At 72.4% G+C, this 23,898-nt stretch carries 20 protein-coding genes and 1 tRNA gene; 13 read left to right on the forward strand and 8 right to left on the reverse strand.

The genetic code is table 11. From position 1 onward, the window contains the following. Positions 1-93: 93 nt before the first annotated feature. Positions 94-2,646 (reverse strand): ABC transporter permease, encoded by a 2,553-nt coding sequence (locus ACZ4VT_RS19040; protein ID WP_467951045.1) that lies wholly within the window; start codon positions 2,644-2,646, stop codon positions 94-96. Between the two features lie 58 nt (positions 2,647-2,704). Further along, complete coding sequence (locus ACZ4VT_RS19045; RefSeq protein ID WP_362811422.1) at positions 2,705-3,469, reverse strand: ABC transporter ATP-binding protein; 765 nt, start codon at positions 3,467-3,469, stop codon at positions 2,705-2,707. Between the two features lie 408 nt (positions 3,470-3,877). On the opposite strand from ACZ4VT_RS19045, the gene ACZ4VT_RS19050 reads away from it, so the two are divergent. Both ACZ4VT_RS19050 and ACZ4VT_RS19055 read left to right on the forward strand, forming a co-directional pair. Continuing rightward, positions 3,878-3,959 (forward strand) — tRNA-Leu (locus ACZ4VT_RS19050). A gap of 146 nt (positions 3,960-4,105) precedes the next feature. Then, the gene (locus tag ACZ4VT_RS19055; protein WP_467951047.1) at positions 4,106-4,957 is read left to right on the forward strand and encodes a Bax inhibitor-1/YccA family protein; all 852 of its coding nucleotides are present in this window, start codon (positions 4,106-4,108) and stop codon (positions 4,955-4,957) included. A 115-nt stretch (positions 4,958-5,072) separates the two neighbouring features. Here the strand turns inward: ACZ4VT_RS19055 and ACZ4VT_RS19060 are convergent, their stop codons facing one another. Further along, positions 5,073-5,303 carry a DUF4287 domain-containing protein gene (locus ACZ4VT_RS19060; protein WP_030716449.1) on the reverse strand — a complete coding sequence of 77 codons (231 nt, stop codon included), beginning with the start codon at positions 5,301-5,303 and terminating at the stop codon, positions 5,073-5,075. A 101-nt stretch (positions 5,304-5,404) separates the two neighbouring features. Here ACZ4VT_RS19060 and ACZ4VT_RS19065 point away from each other — a divergent pair, with 101 nt between their 5' ends. Further along, positions 5,405-5,749, forward strand: a complete 345-nt coding sequence (locus ACZ4VT_RS19065; protein ID WP_467951050.1) for a hypothetical protein — start codon at positions 5,405-5,407, stop codon at positions 5,747-5,749. On the opposite strand, the gene ACZ4VT_RS19070 is transcribed toward ACZ4VT_RS19065, so the two are convergent. The 3 genes from ACZ4VT_RS19070 to ACZ4VT_RS19080 form a co-directional block, all read right to left on the reverse strand. Further along, positions 5,733-6,557: a hypothetical protein gene (locus tag ACZ4VT_RS19070; RefSeq protein WP_467951052.1), complete on the reverse strand. Its 825-nt coding sequence runs from the start codon at positions 6,555-6,557 to the stop codon at positions 5,733-5,735. The two genes, ACZ4VT_RS19065 and ACZ4VT_RS19070, sit on opposite strands and share 17 nt — an antisense overlap. 326 nt (positions 6,558-6,883) lie before the next feature. Further along, positions 6,884-8,104, reverse strand: coding sequence for an acetyl-CoA C-acetyltransferase (locus ACZ4VT_RS19075; protein WP_467951054.1), 1,221 nt, complete (start codon positions 8,102-8,104; stop codon positions 6,884-6,886). 232 nt (positions 8,105-8,336) lie between these two features. Further along, positions 8,337-9,350, reverse strand: coding sequence for an SGNH/GDSL hydrolase family protein (locus ACZ4VT_RS19080; RefSeq protein ID WP_467951056.1), 1,014 nt, complete (start codon positions 9,348-9,350; stop codon positions 8,337-8,339). A 128-nt stretch (positions 9,351-9,478) separates the two neighbouring features. Here ACZ4VT_RS19080 and ACZ4VT_RS19085 point away from each other — a divergent pair, with 128 nt between their 5' ends. Continuing rightward, positions 9,479-10,861, forward strand: coding sequence for a cystathionine beta-synthase (locus ACZ4VT_RS19085; protein WP_362811416.1), 1,383 nt, complete (start codon positions 9,479-9,481; stop codon positions 10,859-10,861). Between the two features lie 297 nt (positions 10,862-11,158). Here the strand turns inward: ACZ4VT_RS19085 and ACZ4VT_RS19090 are convergent, their stop codons facing one another. Next, entirely contained in the window at positions 11,159-11,533 is a 375-nt protein-coding gene (locus ACZ4VT_RS19090; protein WP_467951058.1) for a hypothetical protein, read from the reverse strand. Positions 11,534-11,685: 152 nt separating this feature from the next. Between ACZ4VT_RS19090 and ACZ4VT_RS19095 the strand changes: the two genes are divergently transcribed. Next, entirely contained in the window at positions 11,686-12,528 is an 843-nt protein-coding gene (locus tag ACZ4VT_RS19095) for a MurR/RpiR family transcriptional regulator (RefSeq protein ID WP_467951060.1), read from the forward strand. Between the two features lie 99 nt (positions 12,529-12,627). Here the strand turns inward: ACZ4VT_RS19095 and ACZ4VT_RS19100 are convergent, their stop codons facing one another. Further along, complete coding sequence (locus ACZ4VT_RS19100) at positions 12,628-13,983, reverse strand: type III PLP-dependent enzyme domain-containing protein (RefSeq protein ID WP_467951062.1); 1,356 nt, start codon at positions 13,981-13,983, stop codon at positions 12,628-12,630. A gap of 104 nt (positions 13,984-14,087) precedes the next feature. Here ACZ4VT_RS19100 and hutU point away from each other — a divergent pair, with 104 nt between their 5' ends. The 8 genes from hutU (at position 14,088) to ACZ4VT_RS19140 (ending at position 23,851) form a co-directional block, all read left to right on the forward strand. After that, positions 14,088-15,773, forward strand: coding sequence for a urocanate hydratase (gene hutU / locus ACZ4VT_RS19105; RefSeq protein ID WP_467951064.1), 1,686 nt, complete (start codon positions 14,088-14,090; stop codon positions 15,771-15,773). A gap of 11 nt (positions 15,774-15,784) precedes the next feature. Further along, positions 15,785-16,975 carry an allantoate amidohydrolase gene (locus ACZ4VT_RS19110; RefSeq protein WP_467951133.1) on the forward strand — a complete coding sequence of 397 codons (1,191 nt, stop codon included), beginning with the start codon at positions 15,785-15,787 and terminating at the stop codon, positions 16,973-16,975. Beyond that, a complete protein-coding gene (locus ACZ4VT_RS19115) occupies positions 16,966-18,306 on the forward strand; it encodes a formimidoylglutamate deiminase (RefSeq protein ID WP_467951066.1) in 1,341 nt (446 codons plus the stop codon). The genes ACZ4VT_RS19110 and ACZ4VT_RS19115 overlap by 10 nt, the downstream gene beginning before the upstream one ends. Before the next feature lie 68 nt (positions 18,307-18,374). Next, positions 18,375-19,553, forward strand: a complete 1,179-nt coding sequence (gene hutI / locus ACZ4VT_RS19120) for an imidazolonepropionase (RefSeq protein WP_467951068.1) — start codon at positions 18,375-18,377, stop codon at positions 19,551-19,553. Positions 19,554-19,666: 113 nt separating this feature from the next. Further along, entirely contained in the window at positions 19,667-20,344 is a 678-nt protein-coding gene (locus ACZ4VT_RS19125; protein ID WP_467951071.1) for an LPXTG cell wall anchor domain-containing protein, read from the forward strand. A gap of 17 nt (positions 20,345-20,361) precedes the next feature. Continuing rightward, the gene (locus ACZ4VT_RS19130) at positions 20,362-21,414 is read left to right on the forward strand and encodes a COG1470 family protein (protein WP_467951073.1); all 1,053 of its coding nucleotides are present in this window, start codon (positions 20,362-20,364) and stop codon (positions 21,412-21,414) included. Between the two features lie 5 nt (positions 21,415-21,419). Next, positions 21,420-22,553 carry a hypothetical protein gene (locus tag ACZ4VT_RS19135; protein ID WP_467951135.1) on the forward strand — a complete coding sequence of 378 codons (1,134 nt, stop codon included), beginning with the start codon at positions 21,420-21,422 and terminating at the stop codon, positions 22,551-22,553. 14 nt (positions 22,554-22,567) lie between these two features. Then, the gene (locus tag ACZ4VT_RS19140; RefSeq protein WP_467951075.1) at positions 22,568-23,851 is read left to right on the forward strand and encodes a hypothetical protein; all 1,284 of its coding nucleotides are present in this window, start codon (positions 22,568-22,570) and stop codon (positions 23,849-23,851) included. Positions 23,852-23,898: the final 47 nt, after the last annotated feature.

Genomic DNA, 23,898 nt, shown 5'->3' on the forward strand with positions numbered 1-23,898 from the left:
CGGAAACGGCGTAACGGAAACGTATGTGCACAACGGACAGGGCCCCGGGGCATGTCGCCACGGGACCCTGTCTCGTCGCCGTCCCGCGTCCCGCTACTCGGTCTTGATGGCCGTCAGCATGTTCAGGCGGGCGGCGCTGCGGGCCGGCCACATGGCGGCCAGAACGCCGACCACGGCGGCCAGCAGGAGGAAGATGCCGATCCGGTCCCACGGGAGGACCAGCTCGTAGTTCGGCATGGACTTCGCGATCGTGGTGCCGACGGCCCAGGCGAGGAAGACGCCGATCGCGACGCCCAGGACCGCGCCGAAGAGCGAGATCACCACGGCCTCCAGGCGGATCATGTTCTTCACCCGACGGCGGTCGAGCCCGATCGCCCGCAGCATGCCGATCTCCTGGGTCCGCTCGAAGACGGACATCGCCAGGGTGTTGACCACACCGAGCACCGAGATGATCAGCGCCATGCCGAGCAGGCCGTACATGACGTTCAGCATCGTGTTGATCATGCCGCCCATCTCGTTGCGCATGTCCTGCTGGGTGGCGACGGTGATGGCCGGGTTCTTGCCGAGGGCGTCGACGACCTTCTGCTGGCCGGCCGTGGAGGCCCCGCCGTCGACGTTGACGTACACCTCGGGGATGTACTGCTCCTCGCTGTGGGCGCTGAGGATCTTGTTGTCGATGACGTACGGGGAGAGCAGTCCCTCCAGGTCCTTGTAGACCGCGCCGACCTTCAGGGTGTCCTGCCGGCCGTCGTCGAACTGGACCTGGAGCGTGGAGCCGACGGCCAGGTTCGCCTTCTTGGCGGTCTTCTCGGCGACCGCCAGCTCGCCCTTGCCGAGGGCGTCCAGCGAACCGCTGACGACCTCGATGTTCAGCATCTGGTCGATGGCACCGGGGGTGACACCGGAGGCCGAGCGGAAGTCCTCGCCGACCTTGAGGAAGCCGGCCGCCTGCGGGGAGACCGCCTTGATGCCGGGAGCCTTGGCCAGGGTCTCGGCCACCGACTTGTCCAGGCTGCCCATGTCGCCCGCCATGGAGACCCGGTAGTCCGCCTTGAGCTTCTCGGTGCTCATGCGGTCGACGACCTTGCCGACGGTGATGCCGAGTACCGACAGGGTGGTGACCAGGGTCAGGCCGATCGCCAGGGAGGCGGCGGTGACGGCGGTGCGGCGCGGGTTGCGGACGGCGTTCTGCGCGGCCAGCTTGCCGGGAACCCCGAACGCCTTCTGGAGCAGGGGGCGGACCGCCGAGATGACCGGCTTGGAGAGCAGCGGCAGCAGCACGATCAGGCCGATGAGCATGAAGAACGCGCCCGCGCCCATGATCATGCGGCCGTTGGAGCCGCCCGTGGACACGCCCAGCAGGACCAGGCCGACGGCGAGGACGCCGATGACGGAGCCGATGACGTTGCGCACGATGAGGGACTTCGCCGAGGCCGGCAGGTGGGCGCTGCCCATGGCGGCGACGGGGGCGATCCGGCCGGTGCGCCAGGCGGGCAGCAGCGCGGCCAGCGTGGTGACCAGGACGCCGATGACCAGGGCCGCGATGATGGTGCCCGGCGCGACCACGAGGGCGCCGCCCGGCAGCTTGGCGCCGAAGGAGCCGATCAGGGAGCGCATGCCGATCGCCAGGCCGAGGCCGCTGAGCAGGCCGACGGCCGCGGAGACGGCGCCGACGACCAGGGCCTCGGCGAGGACCGAGCGCATGACCTGGCCGCGGTTCGCGCCGACGGCGCGCAGCAGGGCCAGCTCCTTGGTGCGCTGGGTGACCAGCATGGTGAAGGTGTTGTAGATCAGGAAGACGCCGACGAAGAGCGAGATGCCGGCGAACACGAGCAGCATGGTGCTCATGTTGCTCATGCCCTTCTCGATCTGCTTGGCCTGCTCCTTGGCGAGGGCCGCGCCGGTCTGCGCCTTGGTGTTCTTGTCGTCGAGCAGCGGCTTGATCTCGGCGAGCAGCTGGTCGGCGGAGGCGCCGGCCTTGGCGGCCACCGACAGCTCCTGGTAGTAGCCGGGCTTGAGGTAGAGCTCCTGGGCGACCTTGGTGTCGAAGAGCACGAGGCTGCCGCCGGCCTGGACGGCGCCGTCCTCGGTGGTGAAGACGCCGGCGAGGGAGTACTCCTTGACCGGGCCGTTGGTGGCGACGCGGACCTTGTCGCCGACGTGGTAGCCGCCCGCGTCAGCGGTCGCCTTGTCGAGCGCGACCTCGTCGGCCTTGGCCGGGCCGGCACCCTGGGCGAAGGCGTAGTTCGGGTCCTTGCCGTCCTTGCCGGGGGCGTAGTTGGAGCCCTTGTTGGACCAGCCGGAGCCGATCAGCTTGCCGTTCTCGTCGCCCACGCCGGCGAAGCCGGAGACGCGGCCGGAGACGGAGTCGACCCCGCCGAGGGCCTTGACCTTGTCGAGGGTCTGCTGGCTGAGGCCGGGCTCGCCCTCCTTCTGGCCGTTGTCGTCGCGGCCCTGGCCGTACGAGGTGACGGAGACGGCCACGCCTTCGTAGCTCTTGGCGGACTGGCCGGAGAGGGACTTCTTGAGGGTGTCGGTGAAGACGAGGGTGCCGGAGACGAAGGCGACGCCGAGGGTGACGGCGAGGACCGTCATCAGCAGCCTGGCCTTGTGCGCGAGGACGTTGCGCAGGGCGGTACGGAACATGGGGGATCTCAGTCCTGGGGCTGGAGGTCTGGAGGAGGGCGGGGAGGGAGATCCCGGGTCAGCTGGTGCGGCCCTTGGCGTCGAACGCCTTCATGCGGTCGAGCACGCCGTCGGCGGTGGGCCCGTACATCTCGTCGACGATCCGGCCGTCGGCCAGGAAGATGACGCGGTCCGCGTAGGAGGCGGCCACCGGGTCGTGGGTGACCATCACGACGGTCTGGCCGAGCTCGCGCACCGAGTTGCGCAGGAAGCCGAGGACCTCGGCGCCGGAGCGGGAGTCGAGGTTTCCGGTGGGCTCGTCACCGAAGATGATCTCGGGGCGGGAGGCCAGGGCGCGGGCCACGGCCACGCGCTGCTGCTGGCCGCCGGAGAGCTGGGTGGGGCGGTGGCCCAGCCGGCCGGCGAGGCCGACCATGCTGATCACGTTGTCCAGCCACTGCTTGTCGGGCTTGCGGCCGGCGATGTCCATGGGGAGCGTGATGTTCTCCAGGGCGGTCAGCGTCGGCAGCAGGTTGAAGGCCTGGAAGATGAAGCCGATCTTGTCCCGGCGCAGCTGGGTGAGCTGCTTGTCCTTGAGGGCGCCCAGCTCGGTCTCGCCTATGCGGACGGAGCCGGCGGAGAAGGTGTCCAGGCCGGCGACGCAGTGCATCAGCGTGGACTTGCCGGAGCCCGAGGGGCCCATGATCGCGGTGAACTGCCCCTGCCCGAAGTCCACCGAGACGTTGTCCAGGGCGACCACCTGGGTCTCGCCCTGGCCGTACACCTTGGAGAGGCCGGTGGCGCGGGCGGCCACGGCCTGAGCGGTGTGCGGGGCGTAGTTCATGGTGGTCACAGGACGGCTCCTCGATCTGCGGTGCGGGACGTTCCCATCCTCGCCGCGGGTACCCCCGCTCCGGATCAGCCGCCGAGCTTGTTTCCCGGCCCACTGGAGTCTGACAAGGGGCGCCGCGCCTCCTCCTCTGGTATGACAGGAGCCCTGACCGGCGGGGCGGTGGCCCGGGGTGGCGCGGAGGGTGGCGCGCGGGGTGGCGCGGCCGTCGAAATCCCGTCAATCCCGTACAGGTGGTGAGCGGCGCCCGGAACGGGCCGACCGTGCGTTCTCGGGTCTGACGATCCCTCAAGCGCCAATAAAATCAGACAACATCGGGTTGACGGCCGATCAACGGCGACGGTGTTACGGATAGGCTCGGATCAAGCGTTGAAGGCTTTTCCACGGGGGCCGCCACGCCCTGCCCGGATGGTGGAATGCAGACACGGCGAGCTTAAACCTCGCTGGCCTTCGGGCCGTGCCGGTTCAAGTCCGGCTCCGGGCACTCCGCAGCTCTCGCGAGGCCCGCTCGTTTATCTCCTGCGCTTCGCCCTGCCTTCTCCTAAGATCCTCCTCCAGCAGTAGGGTGCTTTCTTTGCGAGCGCATTACTCTTGTTGCAAGGCCGCGCTCGGCGGCCACGGAGGAGTGAGATGAGGAGCAGTAACCCGGTCTTCTCGCGACGGGGGTTCAGCCGCGACAACGGTGGCCACGCGGGCTTTGAAGCGCCGCAGCACCAGCAGGCCGGGACCAACCCGTACGCGACGAACCCGTACGCGACCGACCCGACCACGGGTATGCCGCAGGCACCGGCGCGCGCCGACGCGATGACCATCGACGACGTCGTGAGCCGTACGGCCATGACGCTCGGCACGCTCATCGTCACGGCAACCCTCTCCTGGGTGCTGCTGCCGGTCGACCCGGCCAACCTCGGCAAGTCGTATGGCATCGCCTTCGCCGCGGGCCTGGTGGCCTTCGTCCTGGTGATCATTCAGTCCTTCAAGCGCAAGGCCTCCCCGGGCCTGATCCTGGCCTACGCGGCGTTCGAGGGTGTCTTCCTCGGCGTCATCAGCGCCGCCGTCAGCACCTACCTCAGCCCCGGCGTGGTCATCCAGGCCGTGCTGGGCACGATGTGCGTCTTCGCCGCCGTGCTCGTCGGGTACAAGATGGGCTGGATCCGCGTCACGCGCCGTTTCTACGGTTTCGTGATGGCCGCGACCCTCGGCTTCATCCTGCTGATGCTGACGAACACGCTGTTCGCGGTCTTCGGCGGCGGTGACGGCCTCGGCTTCCGCAGCGGCGGCCTCGGCCTGCTGTTCGGTGCCATCGGCGTCATCCTCGGCGCCTGCTTCCTCGCCCTGGACTTCAAGCAGGTCGAGGACGGCATCGCCTACGGCGCCCCGCGCGACGAGGCCTGGCTGGCGGCCTTCGGCCTCACCGTGACCCTGGCGTGGATCTACGTGGAGATGCTGCGCATCTTCTCGATCCTGTCGGGCGACGACTAGCAGGACCCGCAGGCCGCCCCGCCCTGCGCACGGCACACCGCATGGGGAAGGCCCCGCGAGCACACCGCTCGCGGGGCCTTCCCGTGTCTAGGGGAACGGGGGTCGGGGGAGGGGTTCAGCCGAACCGGCGCGCTGCTCTGCGCAGGTCGTACTCGTGGATGATCGCCTTGGCCTGGCCGTACGACAGCTCGTGCGCGCCGCGGAGCCAGCTGACCTTCTCCTCGAACCGGACGAGTGAGGGGCCTTCGTCGACGGTGCGGAGCCAGTCGGAGACCTCACGACCGGTGGTCTGGGGGATTCTGTCGATCATGTTGCGGTGTGTCTGTTCGGAGAACTCTACGGACATGGGCGCCTCCGGAGGTATCGCCGTGCTGTTCTCTTCACGCCACCGTGCCGGAGAGTTCGCCCGTTGGCAATGGTGCCCGGGCGGCGCGTAAGGTCGGCCGGGTGCTTGATACTTCGCCCCTGACCGCCGTCGTGGAACGTTTCGCCGACCGGCTGCGGGCCGCCCCGCAGAGCCGCCTGCAGCAGGGAGCCGCCGCCGTGGCCCTGGAACTGGCCCGCGAGCTCTCCGCACGGGCGCAGCGGCTGGAGGCCCCCGGACAGGCGCCGCGAGAGCTGCCGGACGCCGGCATCTTCGTCGTCGGGGACCAGGTGGCCGTGGCCGGCCTGGACCTCGCCGAGGCGCTGCGCGCCGCGCCGGCCGGCCCGGACGGCGCGACGGCCCCGTCCGAGGTGCTGGACGAGGCCGTGGGGCTGGTGGAGCAGGCGGAGATCAGAGCGATGCGATGACGCGGTCCGCGAGGATGTAGACGTTGTTGTCGGGGTCCTCGGAGTCACCGCAGGAGAAGGTCAGCGCGTAGGCGCCGGAGATGCCCGAGCCGCCCAGCAGGACCGGTGCGGTGCCCGAACGCAGGGCCTCGGCGAGGCGCTCGGCGGTCTCCCGGTGCCCGGGGGTCATACAGAGCGTCGTGCCGTCGGTGAAGACGTACACGTCGAGCGTGCCCAGCGGGCCGGGGCGGACGTCCGCGAGGGCCGTACGGGCCTCCGCGAGCTCCTCCAGGCGGTTGACGGTGCGCTCGTGGTCGGCGCCCGGGTGCGAGGCCTGGGCCGGTACGAAGTCGGGGTGCGAGGGGTGGCGCCGGCGGGCGGCGGCCAGCTCGGCCGAGTCCTCGGAGTAACCGGGGAGCTCGTCGAGGGCCTCCTCGCCCAGGACGGGCTCCAGACCCACCATGTCGGCCTGCCGGGGCAGGAAGAGGGGGCTGTCCTCGCCGAGCCCGGACAGGCCGCCCAGCAGCGACGGGGCGTCGGCGGCGTCACGGGCCTCCTGCGCGGCCCAGAAGGCGCGCGCCTCGGCCAGCTCGCGCTCGCGCTCCTCGGCGAGGGCTTCGGCCACGGCGGCCCGTATCTCGGCGGCGGGGGACTCCACGGCGCTGCGGGCGTGCGGGACGGTCGCACCGCGGTGGTGGACCGGCCCCGCCAGCTCGGTGCGCAGGGCGGTGACCTGCTTGCGCAGACCGTGGACGGCGTGCAGCGCAGCAGCGCCCACGGCCGCGGCGGCGGCGGTGGTCAGCAGCAGGGCAAGAGACATGGCGCTCACTGACTAACTCCTGAGGTGATTCGATCCCCCGACTTCCTACATCAGAGTGTCCCGACCTGGGAATGGCGTGCAGTGCATTACGTCACGAATTGGACAGGGCTTTGGTCACACCCGCACCCCCTGTACTGCCGCTGACCTGCACAAACACCGATCCCCCAGGAGATAGGTCACATCCTGGGGGAGATTCGGTCACAGGTCGGCCGCGAAGGGATTGGATCCGGTGCCGGTACGCCGCAAGGGATCCGGCCGGATCCCTTGCGGCGACTGGGGCCTGGTCTTGATCAGATCGCTCTGGATCAGTGCGAACCGACAGGTTTGGCTACGGCTCAGCTCAGCCGCTCGATGACCATGGCCATGCCCTGGCCGCCGCCGACGCACATCGTCTCGAGGCCGAACTGCTTGTCGTGGAACTGCAGGCTGTTGATCAGAGTGCCGGTGATGCGGGCACCGGTCATCCCGAACGGGTGACCGACGGCGATGGCCCCGCCGTTGACGTTCAGCTTGTCGAGGGGGATCTCCAGGTCCCGGTACGACGGGATGACCTGGGCCGCGAAGGCCTCGTTGATCTCGAACAGGTCGATGTCGCCGACCGTCAGGCCGGCTCGCTTCAGGGCCTGCTTCGACGCCTCGACCGGGCCCAGGCCCATGATCTCGGGGGAGAGGGCGGTGACGCCGGTGGAGACGATCCGCGCCAGCGGGGTCAGGCCCAGCTCGCGGGCCTTGGTGTCGCTCATGATGACCAGCGCCGCAGCGCCGTCGTTGAGCGGGCAGCAGTTGCCGGCCGTGATCAGGCCGTCGGGGCGGAAGACGGGCTTGAGGCCCTGCACGCCCTCCAGGGTCACGCCGGCGCGCGGGCCGTCGTCGGTGGAGACGACCGTGCCGTCGGGGGTGGTGACCGGGGTGATCTCGCGGGCCCAGAAGCCGTTCTTGATGGCCTCTTCGGCGAGGTTCTGCGAGCGCACGCCGAACTCGTCCATGTCCTGGCGGGTCACGCCCTTGAGGCGGGCCAGGTTCTCCGCGGTCTGCCCCATCGAGATGTAGGCGTCCGGGATCAGGCCGTCCGCGCGCGGGTCGTGCCAGGAGGAGCCCTCGCTCTGCGCGACGGCGGCCGTACGGGCCTCCGCCTCGCCGAAGAGCGGGTTGTGCGTGTCCGGCAGGCCGTCCGAGGAGCCCTTCGCGAACCGGGAGACCGTCTCGACGCCCGCGGAGATGAAGACGTCGCCCTCGCCGGCCTTGATGGCGTGCAGCGCCATGCGGGAGGTCTGGAGCGAGGAGGAACAGTAGCGGGTGATCGTGGTGCCGGGCAGGTAGTCCATGCCCATCTGCACGGCCACGATGCGGGCCAGGTTGTGGCCCTGCTCGCCGCCGGGGAGGCCACAGCCGAGCATCAGGTCGTCGATCTGGCGCGGGTCCAGCTCGGGGACCTTGGCGAGGGCGGCCTGGATGATCGTCGCGGTCAGGTCGTCCGGGCGGACGTCCTTGAGGGACCCCTTGCCGGCACGCCCGATGGGAGAGCGGGCGGTGGAAACGATGACGGCTTCGGGCATCGGGACTCCAAGGGGTGCGTCGTTGCGGGACCGCATGCGAAGTTACCGCCCCGTACGGTCGAGGTCACCGGCCTGGGAGTGTGATGCCGGTCGCTCCCGCGGGGGTGCGGTCCCTTGGGGGCCCGTACGCCGGAATGTGCGGCGCCGCTGGTGGGGCCCTGCCCCACACCCCGCGCCTCAAACGCCGGCGAGGCTGAAAGGGCGGGGCGCGAATGAGCCGGGCTCCGCGGGGTCAGGAGGGGCCGGAGACGCCGGCGGGTGGGGATGAGGGGTCTTCGGCCTGGACGCGGCGGCGGCGGCGGTGTTTGAGCAGGACCCACGGGCCGCGGGCGGCCGTGACCTCCGTGCCCGCCTGGCCCGCCGCGGCGGACGCGGCCTTCGCCACCGGAAGCATGTCCTCGTCGCGGGACACGTCCAGCCGGTCCGACTCCGGCCACAGGCCGAGCGCCGCGCACAGCGTCGGCAGCACGGCCATGGCGGCCGTCGCGTACCCCTCCGCCGACGGGTGGTAGGAGTCCGGGCCGAACATCTCGCGCGGGTTCGCGGCGAACTCCGGGCCCAGCAGGTCACCCATGGAGACCGTACGGGCGCCCAGCGCGACCACTCCTATGGTCTGCGCGGCGGCCAGCTGCCGCGAGACCCGCCGGGCCACCCAGCGCAGCGGCTGGTACACCGGCTCGATCGTGCCCAGGTCCGGGCAGGTGCCCACGACGACCTCGGCCCCCGCCATCCGCAGCCGCCGCACGGCCGAGGTCAGGCAGCGCACGGACTGGGTCGGCGGCATCCGGCGCGTCACGTCGTTCGCACCGATCATGATCACGCACACGTCCGGAGCCGGTGTCTGGTCGTTCAGCAGCAGCCCCACCTGCCGGTCCAGGTCGTCCGACATGGCCCCCGACAGGGCCACGTTGCGCAGCTCCACCGGGCGCTCGGCCACCGCCGCCAGCCCGGACGCCAGCAGGGCCGCCGGCGTCTGCCGGGCCCGCCGTACGCCGAGCCCCGCGGCCGTGGAATCGCCCAGCATGCCCAGGCGCAGCGGTCCCGGGCTCTGTTCCGGGCCGCCGAACTCGCTCCCGTACAGCCCGTCGGCGCGCGGCGGATCCCCCAGCCCGGTGCCCACCGTCCGCTTGGCGAACTGCACCTCGGCCAGCACCAGACCCACCGCGGCGGCCCCGACCAGTCCGAGTCCGCCTCCGCCGTACGCTGCCCCCGCCGCGATCCGGCGGGCCGTTCTCGCCCTGGACACCCTTCAGGCCACCTCCTCGGTCCTCATTGATCCCTACCTGCCCCGTACGCACGGTCGGCCAATCCCTTTACGCATACTCTGGCCAGACCTCCCGGAGAACCCGTGGAGTCCCCTCCTTGGAGAACATGGTGCAATTCCACGACTCGATGATCAGCCTCGTCGGCAACACCCCGCTGGTGAAGCTCAACCGTGTGACCGAAGGCCTGCAGGCCACCGTCCTTGCGAAGGTCGAGTACTTCAATCCCGGTGGATCCGTGAAGGACCGGATCGCCGTACGGATGATCGAGGCCGCCGAGCAGAGCGGAGCCCTCAAGCCCGGCGGCACCATCGTGGAGCCGACCAGCGGCAACACGGGTGTAGGACTCGCCATCGTGGCCCAGCAGAAGGGCTACAAGTGCATCTTCGTCTGCCCTGACAAGGTGTCCATGGACAAGATCAACGTGATGCGCGCGTACGGCGCCGAGGTCGTGGTCTGCCCGACCGCCGTCGACCCCGAGCACCCGGACTCGTACTACAACGTGTCCGACCGCCTCGCGCGCGAGCCCGGCGCGTGGAAGCCCGACCAGTACAGCAACCCGAACAACCCCCGTTCGCACTACGAGACCACCGGCCCCGAGCTGTGGGACCAGACGGACGGGAAGATCACCCACTTCGTCGCGGGCGTGGGCACCGGCGGCACGATTTCCGGTACCGGCAACTACCTCAAGGAGGTCAGCGGCGGGAAGGTCAAGGTCATCGGCGCCGACCCCGAGGGCTCGGTCTACTCCGGCGGCTCCGGCCGTCCGTACCTGGTCGAGGGCGTCGGCGAGGACTTCTGGCCGACCGCCTACGACCCGAACGTGACGGACGAGATCATCGCGGTGTCCGACAAGGACTCCTTCCAGATGACCCGCCGCCTGGCGAAGGAAGAGGGCCTGCTCGTCGGCGGCTCCTGCGGCATGGCCGTCGTGGCCGCGCTCAAGGCCGCCGAAGGCCTGGGCCCGGACGACGTGGTCGTCGTCCTGCTGCCGGACAGCGGCCGCGGCTACCTCAGCAAGATCTTCAGTGACGAGTGGATGGCGGGACACGGCTTCCTGGAGGAGGCCGGACCGGCCGCCCGCATCGGTGACGTGCTGAACGACAAGGAGGGCGGCATCCCCTCCCTCGTCCACATGCACCCCGAGGAGACGGTCGGTCAGGCGATCGAGGTCCTGCGCGAGTACGGCGTCTCGCAGATGCCCATCGTCAAGCCGGGCGCCGGTCACCCGGACGTGATGGCCGCCGAGGTCATCGGCTCGGTCGTCGAGAAGGAGCTGCTGGCGGCGCTGTTCGCGCAGCGGGCCTCGCTGACCGACCCGCTGGAGAAGCACATGAGCTCGCCGCTGCCGCAGGTCGGCTCGGGCGAGCCGGTGTCGGAGCTGATGGCGGTGCTCGGCGAGGCGGACGCGGCGATCGTGCTCGTCGAGGGCAAGCCCACCGGTGTGGTGAGCCGTCAGGACCTGCTGGCGTTCCTGGCCAAGTCGGCCAAGTAGCCCGTACGGGGCCGCGCGTGGCCTTCGTGCAAACGGTACGGGCCTGACACGTGACGGCAGCACCGGCTTAACACGGCTGGGGCACAGTGGTGGTTGTCGGCAGGGAGGACCGGGAGACCGGAACCCGGCCGGCACCACCGAACGGCGTACGCGTACCTCCGGAGCGGCTCCCGGACCGCGCGGACGTCACGGACGCGGACGGCCCTGACCCGGCCGTGTCCTTCGCGGGGACCGCCGTCGTCCCGCCCCTCGGGCAACCGAGGGTGCGGCGGTCCCCGCGCACACTCTCGTCCGGCCCTACTCGGCGGACCGGCGCCGGAACCGCTTGTTGGCGTGGATGAAGTTCACGCCCACGATCCCGGCCCAGGCGACCAGAAGGCCGCTGAAGTGCGCCTGCGCGGCGGCGATCGCCGACAGCGGGACCGCCAGCACCAGGGTGATGATCGCGAATCCGAAGCGTTCGCCGAAGTTCCCGTCCGCCGGCGAGGCGGCGGGGCGGGTGTCGCCGCGGGCCGCGGACAGGCGTTCCTCCGCGAGGCGCCGCCGGACCTGGGTGTCGACCTTCTCGACGAACGAGTCCACCAGCGCGGCCTCGTACTCCGGACCCAGCTCCCGCCGGGCGTCCAGCGTGGCGTCGAGTTCCTTCTTCAGCTCTTGGGCGTGGGCGTCCATACCCTCACCGTAGGAAGCGCCTCGGGCCCCCGCACTGGGGCTAGCCCCCGTATCCGCGCGCATCCGCATCGCGGGCGCGGCTTGCCGAGCTGCATAACCGCATGCAGAGTGCTCGGTGACTGAATAGACCCACGGGGACGGAGGGGACGGCAATGAGCGACAGCCCGGCCGCGCGGCTGCAGAAGCTGTTCGAGGGGCACCGGCTGACGCCCACGCAGCGGCGGATCGCGCACTGCATGGTCCGCGGGGCGGCCGAGGTGCCCTTCCTGTCGAGCGTCGAGCTCGCCGAGCTGGCCGGGGTGAGCCAGCCGTCGGTGACCCGGTTCGCGGTGGCGCTGGGCTTCGACGGATATCCCGCCCTGCGCCGGCACCTGCGCGAGGTGGCTCCCGCCGAGCGGGTCGAGGCCGCGCACGAGGACTCGTACAACGAGTACCAGCAGGCCGTCCTGGGCGAGATCGAGAACCTTCGGCAGCTGGCGGAGATGCTCGCCGATCCCGCGCCGGTGGAGGAGGCGGGGCGGCTGCTCGCCGCCTCGGCCCCGCTGCCCGTGCTCGGGCTGCGGGCGGCGTCCTCGCAGGCGCGCGGGTTCGCGTACTTCGCCGCCAAGGTGCACCCGGACGTACGCCTCCTCGACGAGGGCGGCTCGATGCTGGCCGACCGCATCGACGCGGCCGCCGGCGCGGGGGCCTCGGCGCTGCTGTGCTTCGCGCTGCCGCGGCATCCCCGGGAGGTGGCGGAGGCGCTGGAGCACGCGCGGGCGGCCGGCCTGACCGTGGTGACGGTCGCCGACTCGGCCTTCGCGCCCGTGGCCCGCCACTCGGACCTGCTGATCCCGGCGCCGGTCGGGACGGGGCTGGCCTTCGACACGGCGTGCGCGCCGATGCTGCTGGGGCGGGTGCTGCTGGAGGCCATGGCCGACGCCCTCCCGGACGCGCAGGCCCGGCTGGAAGCCTTCGACGCCAGGGCCGCGGCGCGCGGCCTCTTCGTGGAATAGCCGGCGCGGCTCCCGCACCCCGCCGGGCTCTGCCCGGAGCGGGGTCTGGGGCGGAGTCCCCAGGGGTCTGGGCGGAGCCCAGGAGGCCGCGCGCAGCGGTTACAGCAGGGCCTCGCCGTGGGCGCCGCCCGCCTCGGCCACGATCTCGGTGAGGCGCTGCGCCGGCCTGGCGAGGCTGAAGCGGACCTCGTCCCCCGGACCCACCGTGAAGCCGTGGATCGCCGGGCGGGGGAGGCTGTTGTAGCCGTAGTGCGCGGTGAAGAAGTACGCGCCGGTGTCCGGGACACCGATCAGGTCGCCGGGGGCGAGCCGCGGGAGCTCCCGGGCCGTCGCGAGCAGGTCCCCCGCGAAGCAGGCCGGCCCCGCCACGTCCTGCGCCACCGGCGCGCCGGCCCGCGGCACGCCCTTCGCGTCGTACGCCAGGATCCGCACCGGCCACGCCGCCGGGGCGTACGCGGTGCGGGTCGCCAGCTGCACCCCGGCGTGCGTGAGCGCGATCGGCCGGGAGCCGCTGGTCTTGGTGTACTCGACCCGCGCCAGCACCAGCCCGTGCTTCGCCAGCAGGGCCCGGCCGAACTCCGTGACCAGGCCGTACGCGCCGGAGAAGAGCCCGGGGGCCGCCTCGCGCAGCGCGGCCACGTACGTGTCGAACCGGGGCGTGTGCTCGTCCGAGGCGAAGTTCACCGGCAGGCCGCCGCCGATGTCGAGGGTGTCGACCTGGCGGCGTCCGGCCGCCTCGTTGATCTCCTCGGCCAGCGCGTGCAGTTCCCGTACGCCCTCCGCGATCAGGGTGAGGGGGACGCCCTGTGAGCCGGAGTGGACGTGCAGGCGGGTGAGCCAGGGCCGGTCCAGGTAGGCCCGTACGAGCCACTCGCGCGCCCCGGGATCCCGCAGGGCGATCCCGAACTTCGAGGTCGACGTGGCGGTGGACAGGGCGTCGATGGTCCCGGCGCCGGTCTGCGGGTTGATCCGTACGCCGATCGGGGACCGGGCCGGGCCCGCGCCGACCAGTGCGTCGAGTCGTTCCAGTTCCTGCGGGTTGTCGGCGTTGACGGCGATGCCGAGGGCCAGGGCCTCGCGCAGTTCGGCCACGGTCTTGGCGGGGGAGTCCAGGACGGTCCGCCCGGCCGGCACTCCCGCCGCCCGGGCGAGCGCCAGCTCGCCGGGGCTGGCCACCTCGCAGCCGAGCCCGGCGTCCGCGAGCAGCCGCAGGACCGGGACGAGCGGGGCGGCCTTGACGGCGAAGGCGTGCAGGACGGGGGTGCCGGGCGCCAGGGCGTCCGCGAAGGCGCTGGTCAGGGCGGCGGCGGAGGCCCGGATCCCGGTGGTGTCCAGCAGGCAGGTCAGGGGCTCCGCGGAGTCGGCCCCGCCCACGAGTCCCTGTTCGACGGCGGCTCGTACGGCCAGATCCCGACGCGCGGCGGCGTCCTCGTCCGCGTGCGTGTGTGCAGCCATGTCCGCCATCCCATCATTCGACGGGGCCGACCGCAGCTGTTGACTGAATCTATTCAGGACGTCAGGATGTGAATGGATATACCAACATCGGAGGAGGCACCGCCATGTCAGGACCCCGCCCCGTACGTGCCGCGCGAGGCACCGAGCTCAGCACCCTGGGATGGCAGCAGGAGGCCGCGCTGCGGATGCTCCAGAACAACCTCGACCCCGAGGTCGCCGAGCACCCGGACAAGCTCGTCGTCTACGGCGGCACCGGCAAGGCCGCCCGCGACTGGCGCTCGTACGACGCCATGGTCCGCACCCTCCAGACCCTCAAGCAGGACGAGACGATGCTCGTCCAGTCCGGCCGCCCGGTCGGCGTGATGCAGACCCACGAGTGGGCGCCGCGCGTCCTGCTCGCCAACTCCAACCTGGTGGGCGACTGGGCCAACTGGGAGGAGTTCCGCCGCCTGGAGCACCTGGGCCTGACCATGTACGGCCAGATGACGGCCGGCTCGTGGATCTACATCGGCACGCAGGGCATCCTCCAGGGCACCTACGAGACCTTCGCCGCCGTCGCGGCCAAGCTGCATTCAATTGGTAAGGGAGGGGTCAACGGAACCCTCGCCGGCACCATCACCCTCACCGCCGGCCTCGGCGGCATGGGCGGCGCCCAGCCGCTGGCCGTGACGATGAACGACGGCGTCGCGATCTGCATCGACGTCGACCCGCGCGCCATCGACCGCCGCATCGAGCACCGCTACCTGGACGTCAAGGCCGACAACCTGCGCCACGCCCTCCAGCTGGCCGTCGAGGCCCGCGACGCCCGCAAGCCGCTCTCCATCGGCCTGCTCGGCAACGCCGCCGAGCTGCTCCCGCAGATGCTGGCCGAGGGCGCGCCGATCGACATCGTGACCGACCAGACCTCGGCCCACGACCCGCTCGCGTACCTCCCCGTCGGCGTCGACTTCGACGACATGGCCGCCTTCGCCGCCAAGGACCCGGCCGGCTTCACCACCCGCGCCCGCGAGTCCATGGCCCAGCACGTCGAGGCCATGGTCGGCTTCATGGACGCCGGCGCCGAGGTCTTCGACTACGGCAACTCCATCCGCGGCGAGGCCCAGCTGGCCGGCTACGACCGCGCCTTCGCCTTCCCCGGCTTCGTCCCCGCCTACATCCGCCCGCTGTTCTGCGAGGGCAAGGGCCCCTTCCGCTGGGCGGCGCTGTCGGGCGAGGCCTCGGACATCCACAAGACCGACAAGGCGATGCTGGAGCTCTTCCCCGAGAACGAGTCCCTGCACCGCTGGATCAAGATGGCGGGCGAGCGCGTCCACTTCCAGGGCCTGCCCGCGCGCATCTGCTGGCTCGGCTACGGCGAGCGCGACAAGGCCGGCGAGCGCTTCAACGAGATGGTCGCCGACGGCACCCTCGCCGCCCCGCTGGTCATCGGCCGCGACCACCTCGACTGCGGTTCGGTGGCCTCCCCGTACCGCGAGACCGAGGCCATGCTCGACGGCTCCGACGCGATCGCCGACTGGCCGCTGCTCAACGCCATGGTCAACGTGGCCTCCGGCGCCTCCTGGGTCTCGATCCACCACGGCGGCGGCGTCGGCATGGGCCGCTCCATCCACGCGGGCCAGGTCACCGTCGCCGACGGCACCCCGCTGGCCGGCGAGAAGATCCGCCGCGTCCTCACCAACGACCCGGGCATGGGCGTCATCCGCCACGTCGACGCCGGCTACGACATCGCCGAGTCCGTGGCCGACGAGCGCGGCGTGCGGGTCCCGATGCGCGAGGGCGACGAGGCGTGACCTTCCACGAGATGTGGGCCGAGCTCGCGCCCATCGGCCGCCACGCCGACAGCGGCGGGTACCGCCGTTACGCCTGGAGCGGGGCCGACGCCGACTGCCGGACCTGGTTCCAGGAGCAGGCCGAGGCGCGCGGGCTGACGTACGAGACCGACCGCAACGGCAACCAGTGGGCCTGGCTCGGCGACCCCCTCGCCGGGGACGCCGTGGTCACCGGCTCGCACCTGGACTCCGTCCCCGACGGCGGAGCCTTCGACGGCCCCCTCGGGGTGGTGTCCTCCTTCGCGGCCCTCGACGAACTCCGCAGGAGGGGCGCGGAGTTCTCCAGGCCCCTCGCCATCACCAACTTCGGTGACGAGGAAGGGGCCCGTTTCGGCCTCGCCTGCGTCGGCTCCCGGCTCGCCGCCGGGCAGCTGACCAAGGAGAAGGCGTACGAGCTCCGCGACGCCGACGGCATCGGCCTGCCCCAGGCCATGGAGGCCGCCGGCTACGACCCCGAGGCCATCGGGGCCGACCCCGAACGGCTCGCCCGCGTCGGCGCCTTCGTCGAGCTCCACGTGGAACAGGGCCGGGCCCTGGACCTGAGCGGGGACCGCGTCGGCATCGCCTCCGCGATCTGGCCGCACGGCCGCTGGCGCTTCGACTTCCGCGGCGAGGCCAACCACGCCGGCACCACCCGGCTGGTCGACCGCCGCGACCCGATGCTCACGTACGCGGCGACCGTCCTGGCAGCCCGTACGGAGGCGGCCCTCGCGGGCGCCGTGGCCACCTTCGGGAAGATCTCGGTCGAGCCCAACGGGGTCAACGCCATCCCCTCCCTCGTGCGCGGCTGGCTCGACTCCCGGGCCGCCGACCAGGCCACCCTCGACACGGTCGTCACCGCCATCGAGAAGGCCGCCCGCGAGCGCGCCGACCAGGACGGCATCGACCTCGGCATCGTCCGGGAGTCCTTCACCCCGGTCGTCGAGTTCGAGCACGCCCTGCGCGACGAGATGAACCGGATCCTGGGCGGGGCCGTCCCCGTCCTCGGCACCGGGGCGGGACACGACGCCGGAATCCTCTCCGCGGCCGTCCCGACCGCGATGCTGTTCGTACGCAACCCCACCGGCGTCTCCCACTCCCCGCGGGAGTTCGCCGCCGAGGACGACTGCGTGGCGGGCGTCCTCGCCCTCGCCGACGTACTGGAAGGCCTGGCATGTCGTTGACGACGTACTGGCTGGAGCACGCCTGGCTCGGCACCCATGTCGAGCCGGGCGTGGCCCTGGAGGTCACGGCCGACGGCCGGATCGGCGCCCTGCGCACCGGGGCCGAGACCCCGCCCCCCGGGGCGGAGGTGCTCCGCGGCCTGACCCTGCCCGGCCTGGCCAACGCGCACAGCCACGCCTTCCACCGGGCCCTGCGCTCCACGGTCCAGGTCGGCTCCGGCACCTTCTGGACCTGGCGCGACCTCATGTACAAGGTCGCCCAGAACCTCACCCCCGACAGCTACTTCGCGCTCGCCCGCGCCGTGTACGCCGAGATGGCGCTGGCCGGCATCACCAACGTCGGCGAGTTCCACTACGTCCACCACGCGCCCGGCGGCGCCCCCTACGCCGACCCCAACGCCATGGGCGAGGCCCTGATCGAGGCCGCCGCCGCGGCCGGCATCCGGATCACCCTCCTCGACACGGCCTACCTCTCGGCCGGCTTCGGCGAGGCGCCCAACCCGCACCAGCAGCGCTTCTCCGACGGCACGGCCGGGGCCTGGGCCGAGCGCGCGTCCGCCCTGAAGCCCCGCGAGCACGCCCTGATCGGCGCCGCGATCCACTCGGTGCGCGCCGTGCCCGCCGGCCAGCTGGCCACCGTCGCCGGCTGGGCCGCGGAGCGCGAGGCCCCGCTGCACGTCCACCTCTCGGAGCAGACCGCCGAGAACGACGCCTGCCAGGCCGCCCACGGCCGCACCCCGACCCAGCTCCTCGCCGACCACGGGGTGCTCGGGCCGCGCACCACCGGCGTCCACAACACGCACCTCACCGACGCGGACATCGCCCTGCTCGGCGGCACCACCACCGGCACGTGCATGTGCCCCACCACCGAACGCGACCTCGCCGACGGCATCGGCCCGGCGACCCGCCTCCAGCAGGCGGGCAGCCCGCTCTCGCTCGGCAGCGACAGCCACGCCGTGATCGACCTGCTGGAGGAGGCCCGCGCGATGGAGCTCAACGAGCGCCTGCGCAGCCGTACCCGGGGGCACTGGACGGCCAACGCCCTGCTCACCGCCGCCACCGCCGACGGCCATGCGGCGCTGGGCCTGGCCGACGCGGGCCGCCTGGAGGCGGGCGCGCTCGCGGACTTCACCACGATCGCGCTGGACTCCATCCGCACGGCCGGTGCCCTGCCGCGGCTCGGCGCCGAGACGGCGGTGTTCGCCGCCTCCGCCGCCGACGTCCGCCACACGGTCGTGGCCGGCCGCCACGTGGTCCGCGACGGCCACCACACCCTGGTCGAGGACGTCCCGACGGCCCTGTCCGAGTCCATCGCGGCCCTGCGCGCCTGACCGATTCAGCCTCGCCTGCGTGTGAGGCGCGGGGTCTGGGGCGGAGCCCCAGGAAACCGAGAGGAACCATGACCACCACCTGCATCACCAACATCGGCAGCCTCGTCACCAACGACCCGTCCGTCGGCGACGGCTCACCCCTCGGCCTGATCGAAAACGCGACGGTCGTCATCGACGGCGACAAGATCGCGTGGGCCGGCCCCGCCGCCAAGGCGCCGGCCGCGGACGAGGCCTTCGACGCGCGGGGTCGGGCCGTCATCCCCGGCTTCGTCGACTCCCACTCGCACCTCGTCTTCGCCGGCGACCGCACCCAGGAGTTCAACGCCCGGATGTCGGGCCGCGCCTACTCCGCCGGAGGCATCCGCACCACCGTCGCCGCCACCCGCGCCGCCACCGACGCCGAGCTGGAGGCCAACCTGGTGCGCCACCTCGACGAGGCCCGCCGCCAGGGCACCACCACCTTCGAGACCAAGTCCGGCTACGGCCTCACCGTCGCCGACGAGGCCCGTGCCCTGCGCATCGCCGCCGCGCACACCGAGGAGGTCACCTACCTCGGCGCGCACATCGTCTCCCCGGACTACGCCGAGGACCCGGCCGCGTACGTGGACCTCGTCACCGGCGAGATGCTGGCGGCCTGCGCCCCGTACGCCCGCTGGGTGGACGTCTTCTGCGAGAAGGGCGCCTTCGACGGCGACCAGGCCCGCGCGATCCTCACCGCGGGCGCGGCCGCCGGCCTGATCCCGCGCGTGCACGCCAACCAGCTGTCCTACGGCCCCGGCGTACAGCTCGCCGTGGAGCTGGAGGCCGCCTCCGCCGACCACTGCACCCACCTGACCGACGCCGACGTGGACGCCCTCGCCCAGGCCGCCGCGACCACGGTCGCCACCCTGCTGCCCGGCGCCGAGTTCTCCACCCGCGCGGTGTGGCCCGACGCCCGCCGCCTGATCGACGCGGGCGCCACCGTCGCCCTGTCCACGGACTGCAACCCCGGCTCCTCCTACACGAGCTCCATGCCGTTCTGCATCGCGCTCGCCGTCCGCGACATGCGGATGACCCCCGACGAGGCCCTGTGGTCGGCCACCGCCGGCGGAGCCCGCGCCCTGCGCCGCGCGGACATCGGCACCGTGACCCCCGGAGCCCGCGCCGACCTGGCCCTGCTGGATGCCCCGAGCCACGTCCACCTCGCCTACCGCCCGGGCGTGCCGCTCGTCTCGGCCGTCTGGCAGCGGGGTCGCCGGGTGCACTGACGAACGGTCAATCCGGGGCTGTCCTTTGTCTTCCCTCCGTAAGACCCCGGGCGTACCTTGAGCCACCGATCTGATGTGTCGTCAGTTATTTGTGGCCCGAGGGGAAGACGAAGGTGTCCGACCGCAAACGCTCCACCGCGCTCGCGCTGGCCTCCGCGCTGGCCGGATCGGCGGTCCTGCTGGCCGCCCCCGCAGCCCACGCCACCGTCGTCGACGTGGCCTACGACTGCAAGACCCCGATCGGGGACAAGTCGGCGATCTCGCCCATCGAGATCAAGGCCGTCAAGGACGGCGAGGCGTACAAGCTGACGATGTCCTTCCAGAAGGGCGTCTCGTCCAGCCCCATCGAACTGGGCAAGGGCGCGATGAGCCCCAGCGCCGTCATCCTCGTCGACGGCGCCGAGAAGGTGTCCGTACCGGTCTCCGGCCCGCCCAACCCCGAGGCCGTGCCCGCCGACACCCCCATCAAGATCACCGATCTCTCGGGCACCTACACGCCCAAGAAGAGCGGCAAGGTCACCTTCACCGCCGGCGTGCTCACCATCAAGGCGATGGGCACCACGACCACCTGCACTCCCGGCAACAGCCCCGGCCCGTCCCTGGAACTCGACGTCACGGCCGCCGGCGGCGCCGCCGCCCAGTCCGGCGGCGGCTCGGGCGAGGAGACCCTCCCGCAGACCGGGCCCACCGACTCCGCCCTCGCCCTCGGCACCCTCGGCGGCACCGTGCTGCTCTCCGGCGCCGCCGGCGTGCTCTGGCTGACCCGGCGCGGCCAGCGGGCCCGGTCCTGAACGGAGCACACCCGGCCATGCCCGTGCTCCACGTCCCCCACCTTCCCCGCGTCCCCCGCGTCCGCCGGTGCGCCGGCCTGCTCCTGCTCGCCGCCGCGCTGTACGCGGCCCCCGCACCGCCCGCGTACGGCGCGGCCGCCGACGACCCGGGCTGGACCGCCGAGCCCGCCGCCGGCCAGGCCGTCCCCGGCACCGGCGACCGCCCGTCCACCGCGCGTCCGTTCTTCTACATGGCGGGCACCGCCGGCACCGTGCTGGAGGACCGCCTCGCCCTGGCCAACACCACCGACCAGGAGCACACCGTCACCCTGCGCGGGGCCGACGCCTACAACACCGCCGACGGGGCCTTCGCCGTCCGCCCCGCCGCCGCCGGGTCCACCGGCGCCGGCGCCTGGATCAGCTTCGGCGCCGGGACCACCGTGAGGATCCCGCCCCACACCCGCGCGGTGGTCCCCTTCACCGTCACCGTGCCGCCCTCGTCCCCGCCCGGCGACCACCCCGCCGCCGTGGTCGCCACCGAAGCCGGCCGCGAGGTGGGCGTACGGATCCACCTGCGGGTCGGCGGCCCCGCCCTGGCGGCCCTCACCGTCGAGGACGTCGCCGTACGGGGCCGGGGCGCGGCCGCGGTCGTCGCGTACACCCTGGTCAACCGGGGCAACGTCACCCTCGCCCCCGAGCTGTCCCTGCGCGCCGAGGGCCGCTTCGGGGAGGTCCCGGGCCGCGGCGCCCGGGCCCTGCCGGTGGAACTGCTCCCGGGCCGGCGGGTCGAGCTGACCGAACCCTGGCCCGGGGCCCCGGTGCTCGACCAGGTCCGCGTCACCGTCACCGTCACGGCCCCGGGCGGCGCCCGGGCCGAGGGGAGCGCGTCCGCCTGGTTCCTGCCGTGGCGGGCCGCCGGCTGGACGGGCCTCGGCCTGCTCGCCCTCGGGGTCGCGCCGGCCGCGCTGTTCCTCGTACGGAGCCGGCGGATCCGGCGGGAACCACCCGGCGGTGAGCGGCCCGGCCAGACGCCCGGGAGGCCCGACCCGACCCCTGCACCGGAACACGAACTGACGGGAGCGTCCAGGTGAGCGCCATGGTCGGCGGCAAGGTCCGCGGCAAGGCCGGCCGCACGGTCCGGTCCCTCCTGGCGGGGCTGGCGGTGTGCGCCCTCGCGCTGTTTCCCGCGGCCCCGGCCGCGGCCGACGAGGGCAAACCCACCGTCGCCCTCTCCCTCCAGGAGGCCGCCAAGGGCACCGAGATCACCGTCACCGGCACCGGCTGGCGGGCCAAGACGCTGGTGATGCTGCTGGTCTGCGGGCAGAACATGATCGGCGGCACCAACAGCTGCGCCAACGCCGACGGCGCCGCCGTCTCTGTCGCCGACGACGGGCGCTTCACCGCCCGGCTGGCCGTGGTCGCACCGCCCAAGCCCTGCCCGTGCGTCGTCAACGTCACCTCCGTCAACGGCGACCAGTCCACCGTCGCGGCCCCCCTGAAGATCACCGACCATCCGGTGGCCGAACTGCCCGCCGAATCCGGCACGGCCCGCCTCGCGATGCTCACCGGGGTCCGGCTGGAGGGCGAGGACGGCGTGCTGACCTGGTTCGGCGCCCCGCCGGGCCGGAAGTTCAAGGTCACCGTCGGCAATCTCGGCTCGGCCCCCGTCAAGGACCCGGTCTTCCAGCTCGGCACCGCCCACGGGGTGTTCGCCCCGCTGTGGGAGGAGGCCCGCTGGAAGGGCACCATCCCGCCGGGCGGCAAGGCGGAGATCGCGCTCGACGTCGCCCTCACCGCCGGCGCCCACGGCGACTACACGATCTCCCTCAAGTACGGCGAGACCGTCGTGGCCACCCAGCCCTGGGGCGTGGACCGCCCGTACGGGGTGCTGCTCTTCTGGGGCCTGCTCCTGCTGGTGATCCCGGCCGCGGTGTTCCGCGTCGGCATGGCCGTCGTCGACAAGGTCCGGCCGCGCACCGCGTCCCCGGCCGGCCGCCACCGGGGCGCGGGGCCCGCGGAAGCGGCGTCGGCCGTGACGGCCCGGCTGCCCCGGCTGCCCCGGCTTCCGGCCCTGCGCCCGGCCGGACCGGTCCGCTCGGAGCCGCCGGCGGAGCCCCCTTCGACCACCACGGCGGTCCTGCCGTGGTTCACCCCGGACAGCGCGCCGGAGACAGCACCACAGACGTCCGCACCGTCTGAGAACCGTTCGACGACGAAGGGACCATTGTGAAGACCCAACGGAGGGTGAGCGCGGCCGTGGTCGCGCTGCTGCTCGGCGGCGCGGGCATCGCCATCACGGCTTCTCCCGCCCAGGCCGCGGAGACCAAGTTCAACGTCAAATGCGTTCCCCCGGCCGGGGGCGGCAGTCCGGTGGAGGGGGAGACCACCGCCAAGGTCACCGCTCCGGCCTCGGCGAAGGTCGGCGACGAGGTCGACGTGTCCTGGGAGACGGTGAAGCCGGCCTCGAACAACACGGACCTGATGGACATCCCGCAGGACGCGGTCCAGCCCACCGGCTGGATCACCGTGGGCGGCGGAGGCGGTGAACTGAAGGTCGTCGGCGAGAAGAAGAACCCGCCGATCCCGAAGAAGGCGCCCATGCAGATGTCCGTGATGAAGGGCAAGCTGAAGCTGACCAAGGCCGGGAAGATCACGCTGACCCCCGGCAAGTACGACGTGGCGGTCACCTTCTCCTTCGGCACGTTCGTCACCAAGTGCGCGCCGACCGCCGCCGTGGGCGTCGGGGCCACCATCGACGTGTCGGCCGGCTCCAGCGGCGGTACGACGACGGGCGGCACGACCACAGGCGGTACGACCACCGGTGGTACGACGACCGGTGGTACGACGACAGGTGGTACGACCTCGGGCGGCTCCACCACCGGCGGCGGAGGCGGCCAGACCGACTTCCCGGGCAAGGCGGTCGAGGTGGCCTTCGACTGCGGGCCGGTCGTCCCGGGCGGCATCAAGACCCCGGTCACCATCAACGCCAAGAAGAACGGCGGCAGCTACGACCTCACGGTCAAGACGGCCAAGGGTGCGATGGCGGCGCCCATGGCACTGCCCGCGGGAGCCCTCAAGCCCTCGATGGACGTGAAGCTCGCAGGGGCGGACAGCGGCACCGTCAAGGTCTCCGGCCCGGCGAACGCCGAGCCGATCCCGGACAAGGCCCCCGTCAGCCTCAGTGACATGACCGGCACCTACAAGCCCGGCAAGTCCGGCAAGGTGACGCTGAGCCCGGACCAGCTGACCATCGACGTCACGATGGCCCCCGGCTCCACGCCGATCAACGTCCCCTGCAAGGCCACGAGCAGCGGCGTCTCGCTGGAGCTGGACACCACCGCCCAGCCGGGCGGCTCCGGTTCCTCGACGGCCTCCGCCGGCAGCACCTCGGGCGGCGGCCTCGCCGAGACCGGCGCGGAGGACGAGGGCGGCATCAAGGCCCTGGCCCTGGTCGCCGGCACGGTGATCCTGCTCGGCGGCGCGGTGTTCACCTTCACCCCGTGGCGCCGCCTGCGCGGCACCCGGTAACCCGCCCGGCGCACAGCGGAACGGCCCGGCACACCTTTCGGTGGGCC

The sequence above is a fragment of the Streptomyces sp. NPDC029164 genome (assembly GCF_055563995.1).

Coding starts and splice junctions, on each gene's coding strand:
- ACZ4VT_RS19045 (WP_362811422.1), bottom strand. CDS start 3,469: ATGAACTACGCCCCGCACACCGCTCAGGCCGTGGCCGCCCGCGCCACC.
- ACZ4VT_RS19075 (WP_467951054.1), bottom strand. CDS start 8,104: ATGCCCGAAGCCGTCATCGTTTCCACCGCCCGCTCTCCCATCGGGCGT.
- ACZ4VT_RS19095 (WP_467951060.1), top strand. CDS start 11,686: ATGAGCGACAGCCCGGCCGCGCGGCTGCAGAAGCTGTTCGAGGGGCAC.
- ACZ4VT_RS19100 (WP_467951062.1), bottom strand. CDS start 13,983: ATGGCTGCACACACGCACGCGGACGAGGACGCCGCCGCGCGTCGGGAT.
- hutU (WP_467951064.1), top strand. CDS start 14,088: ATGTCAGGACCCCGCCCCGTACGTGCCGCGCGAGGCACCGAGCTCAGC.
- ACZ4VT_RS19090 (WP_467951058.1), bottom strand. CDS start 11,533: ATGGACGCCCACGCCCAAGAGCTGAAGAAGGAACTCGACGCCACGCTG.
- hutI (WP_467951068.1), top strand. CDS start 18,375: ATGACCACCACCTGCATCACCAACATCGGCAGCCTCGTCACCAACGAC.
- ACZ4VT_RS19055 (WP_467951047.1), top strand. CDS start 4,106: ATGAGGAGCAGTAACCCGGTCTTCTCGCGACGGGGGTTCAGCCGCGAC.
- ACZ4VT_RS19110 (WP_467951133.1), top strand. CDS start 15,785: ATGTGGGCCGAGCTCGCGCCCATCGGCCGCCACGCCGACAGCGGCGGG.
- ACZ4VT_RS19115 (WP_467951066.1), top strand. CDS start 16,966: ATGTCGTTGACGACGTACTGGCTGGAGCACGCCTGGCTCGGCACCCAT.
- ACZ4VT_RS19040 (WP_467951045.1), bottom strand. CDS start 2,646: ATGTTCCGTACCGCCCTGCGCAACGTCCTCGCGCACAAGGCCAGGCTG.
- ACZ4VT_RS19060 (WP_030716449.1), bottom strand. CDS start 5,303: ATGTCCGTAGAGTTCTCCGAACAGACACACCGCAACATGATCGACAGA.
- ACZ4VT_RS19135 (WP_467951135.1), top strand. CDS start 21,420: ATGGTCGGCGGCAAGGTCCGCGGCAAGGCCGGCCGCACGGTCCGGTCC.
- ACZ4VT_RS19130 (WP_467951073.1), top strand. CDS start 20,362: ATGCCCGTGCTCCACGTCCCCCACCTTCCCCGCGTCCCCCGCGTCCGC.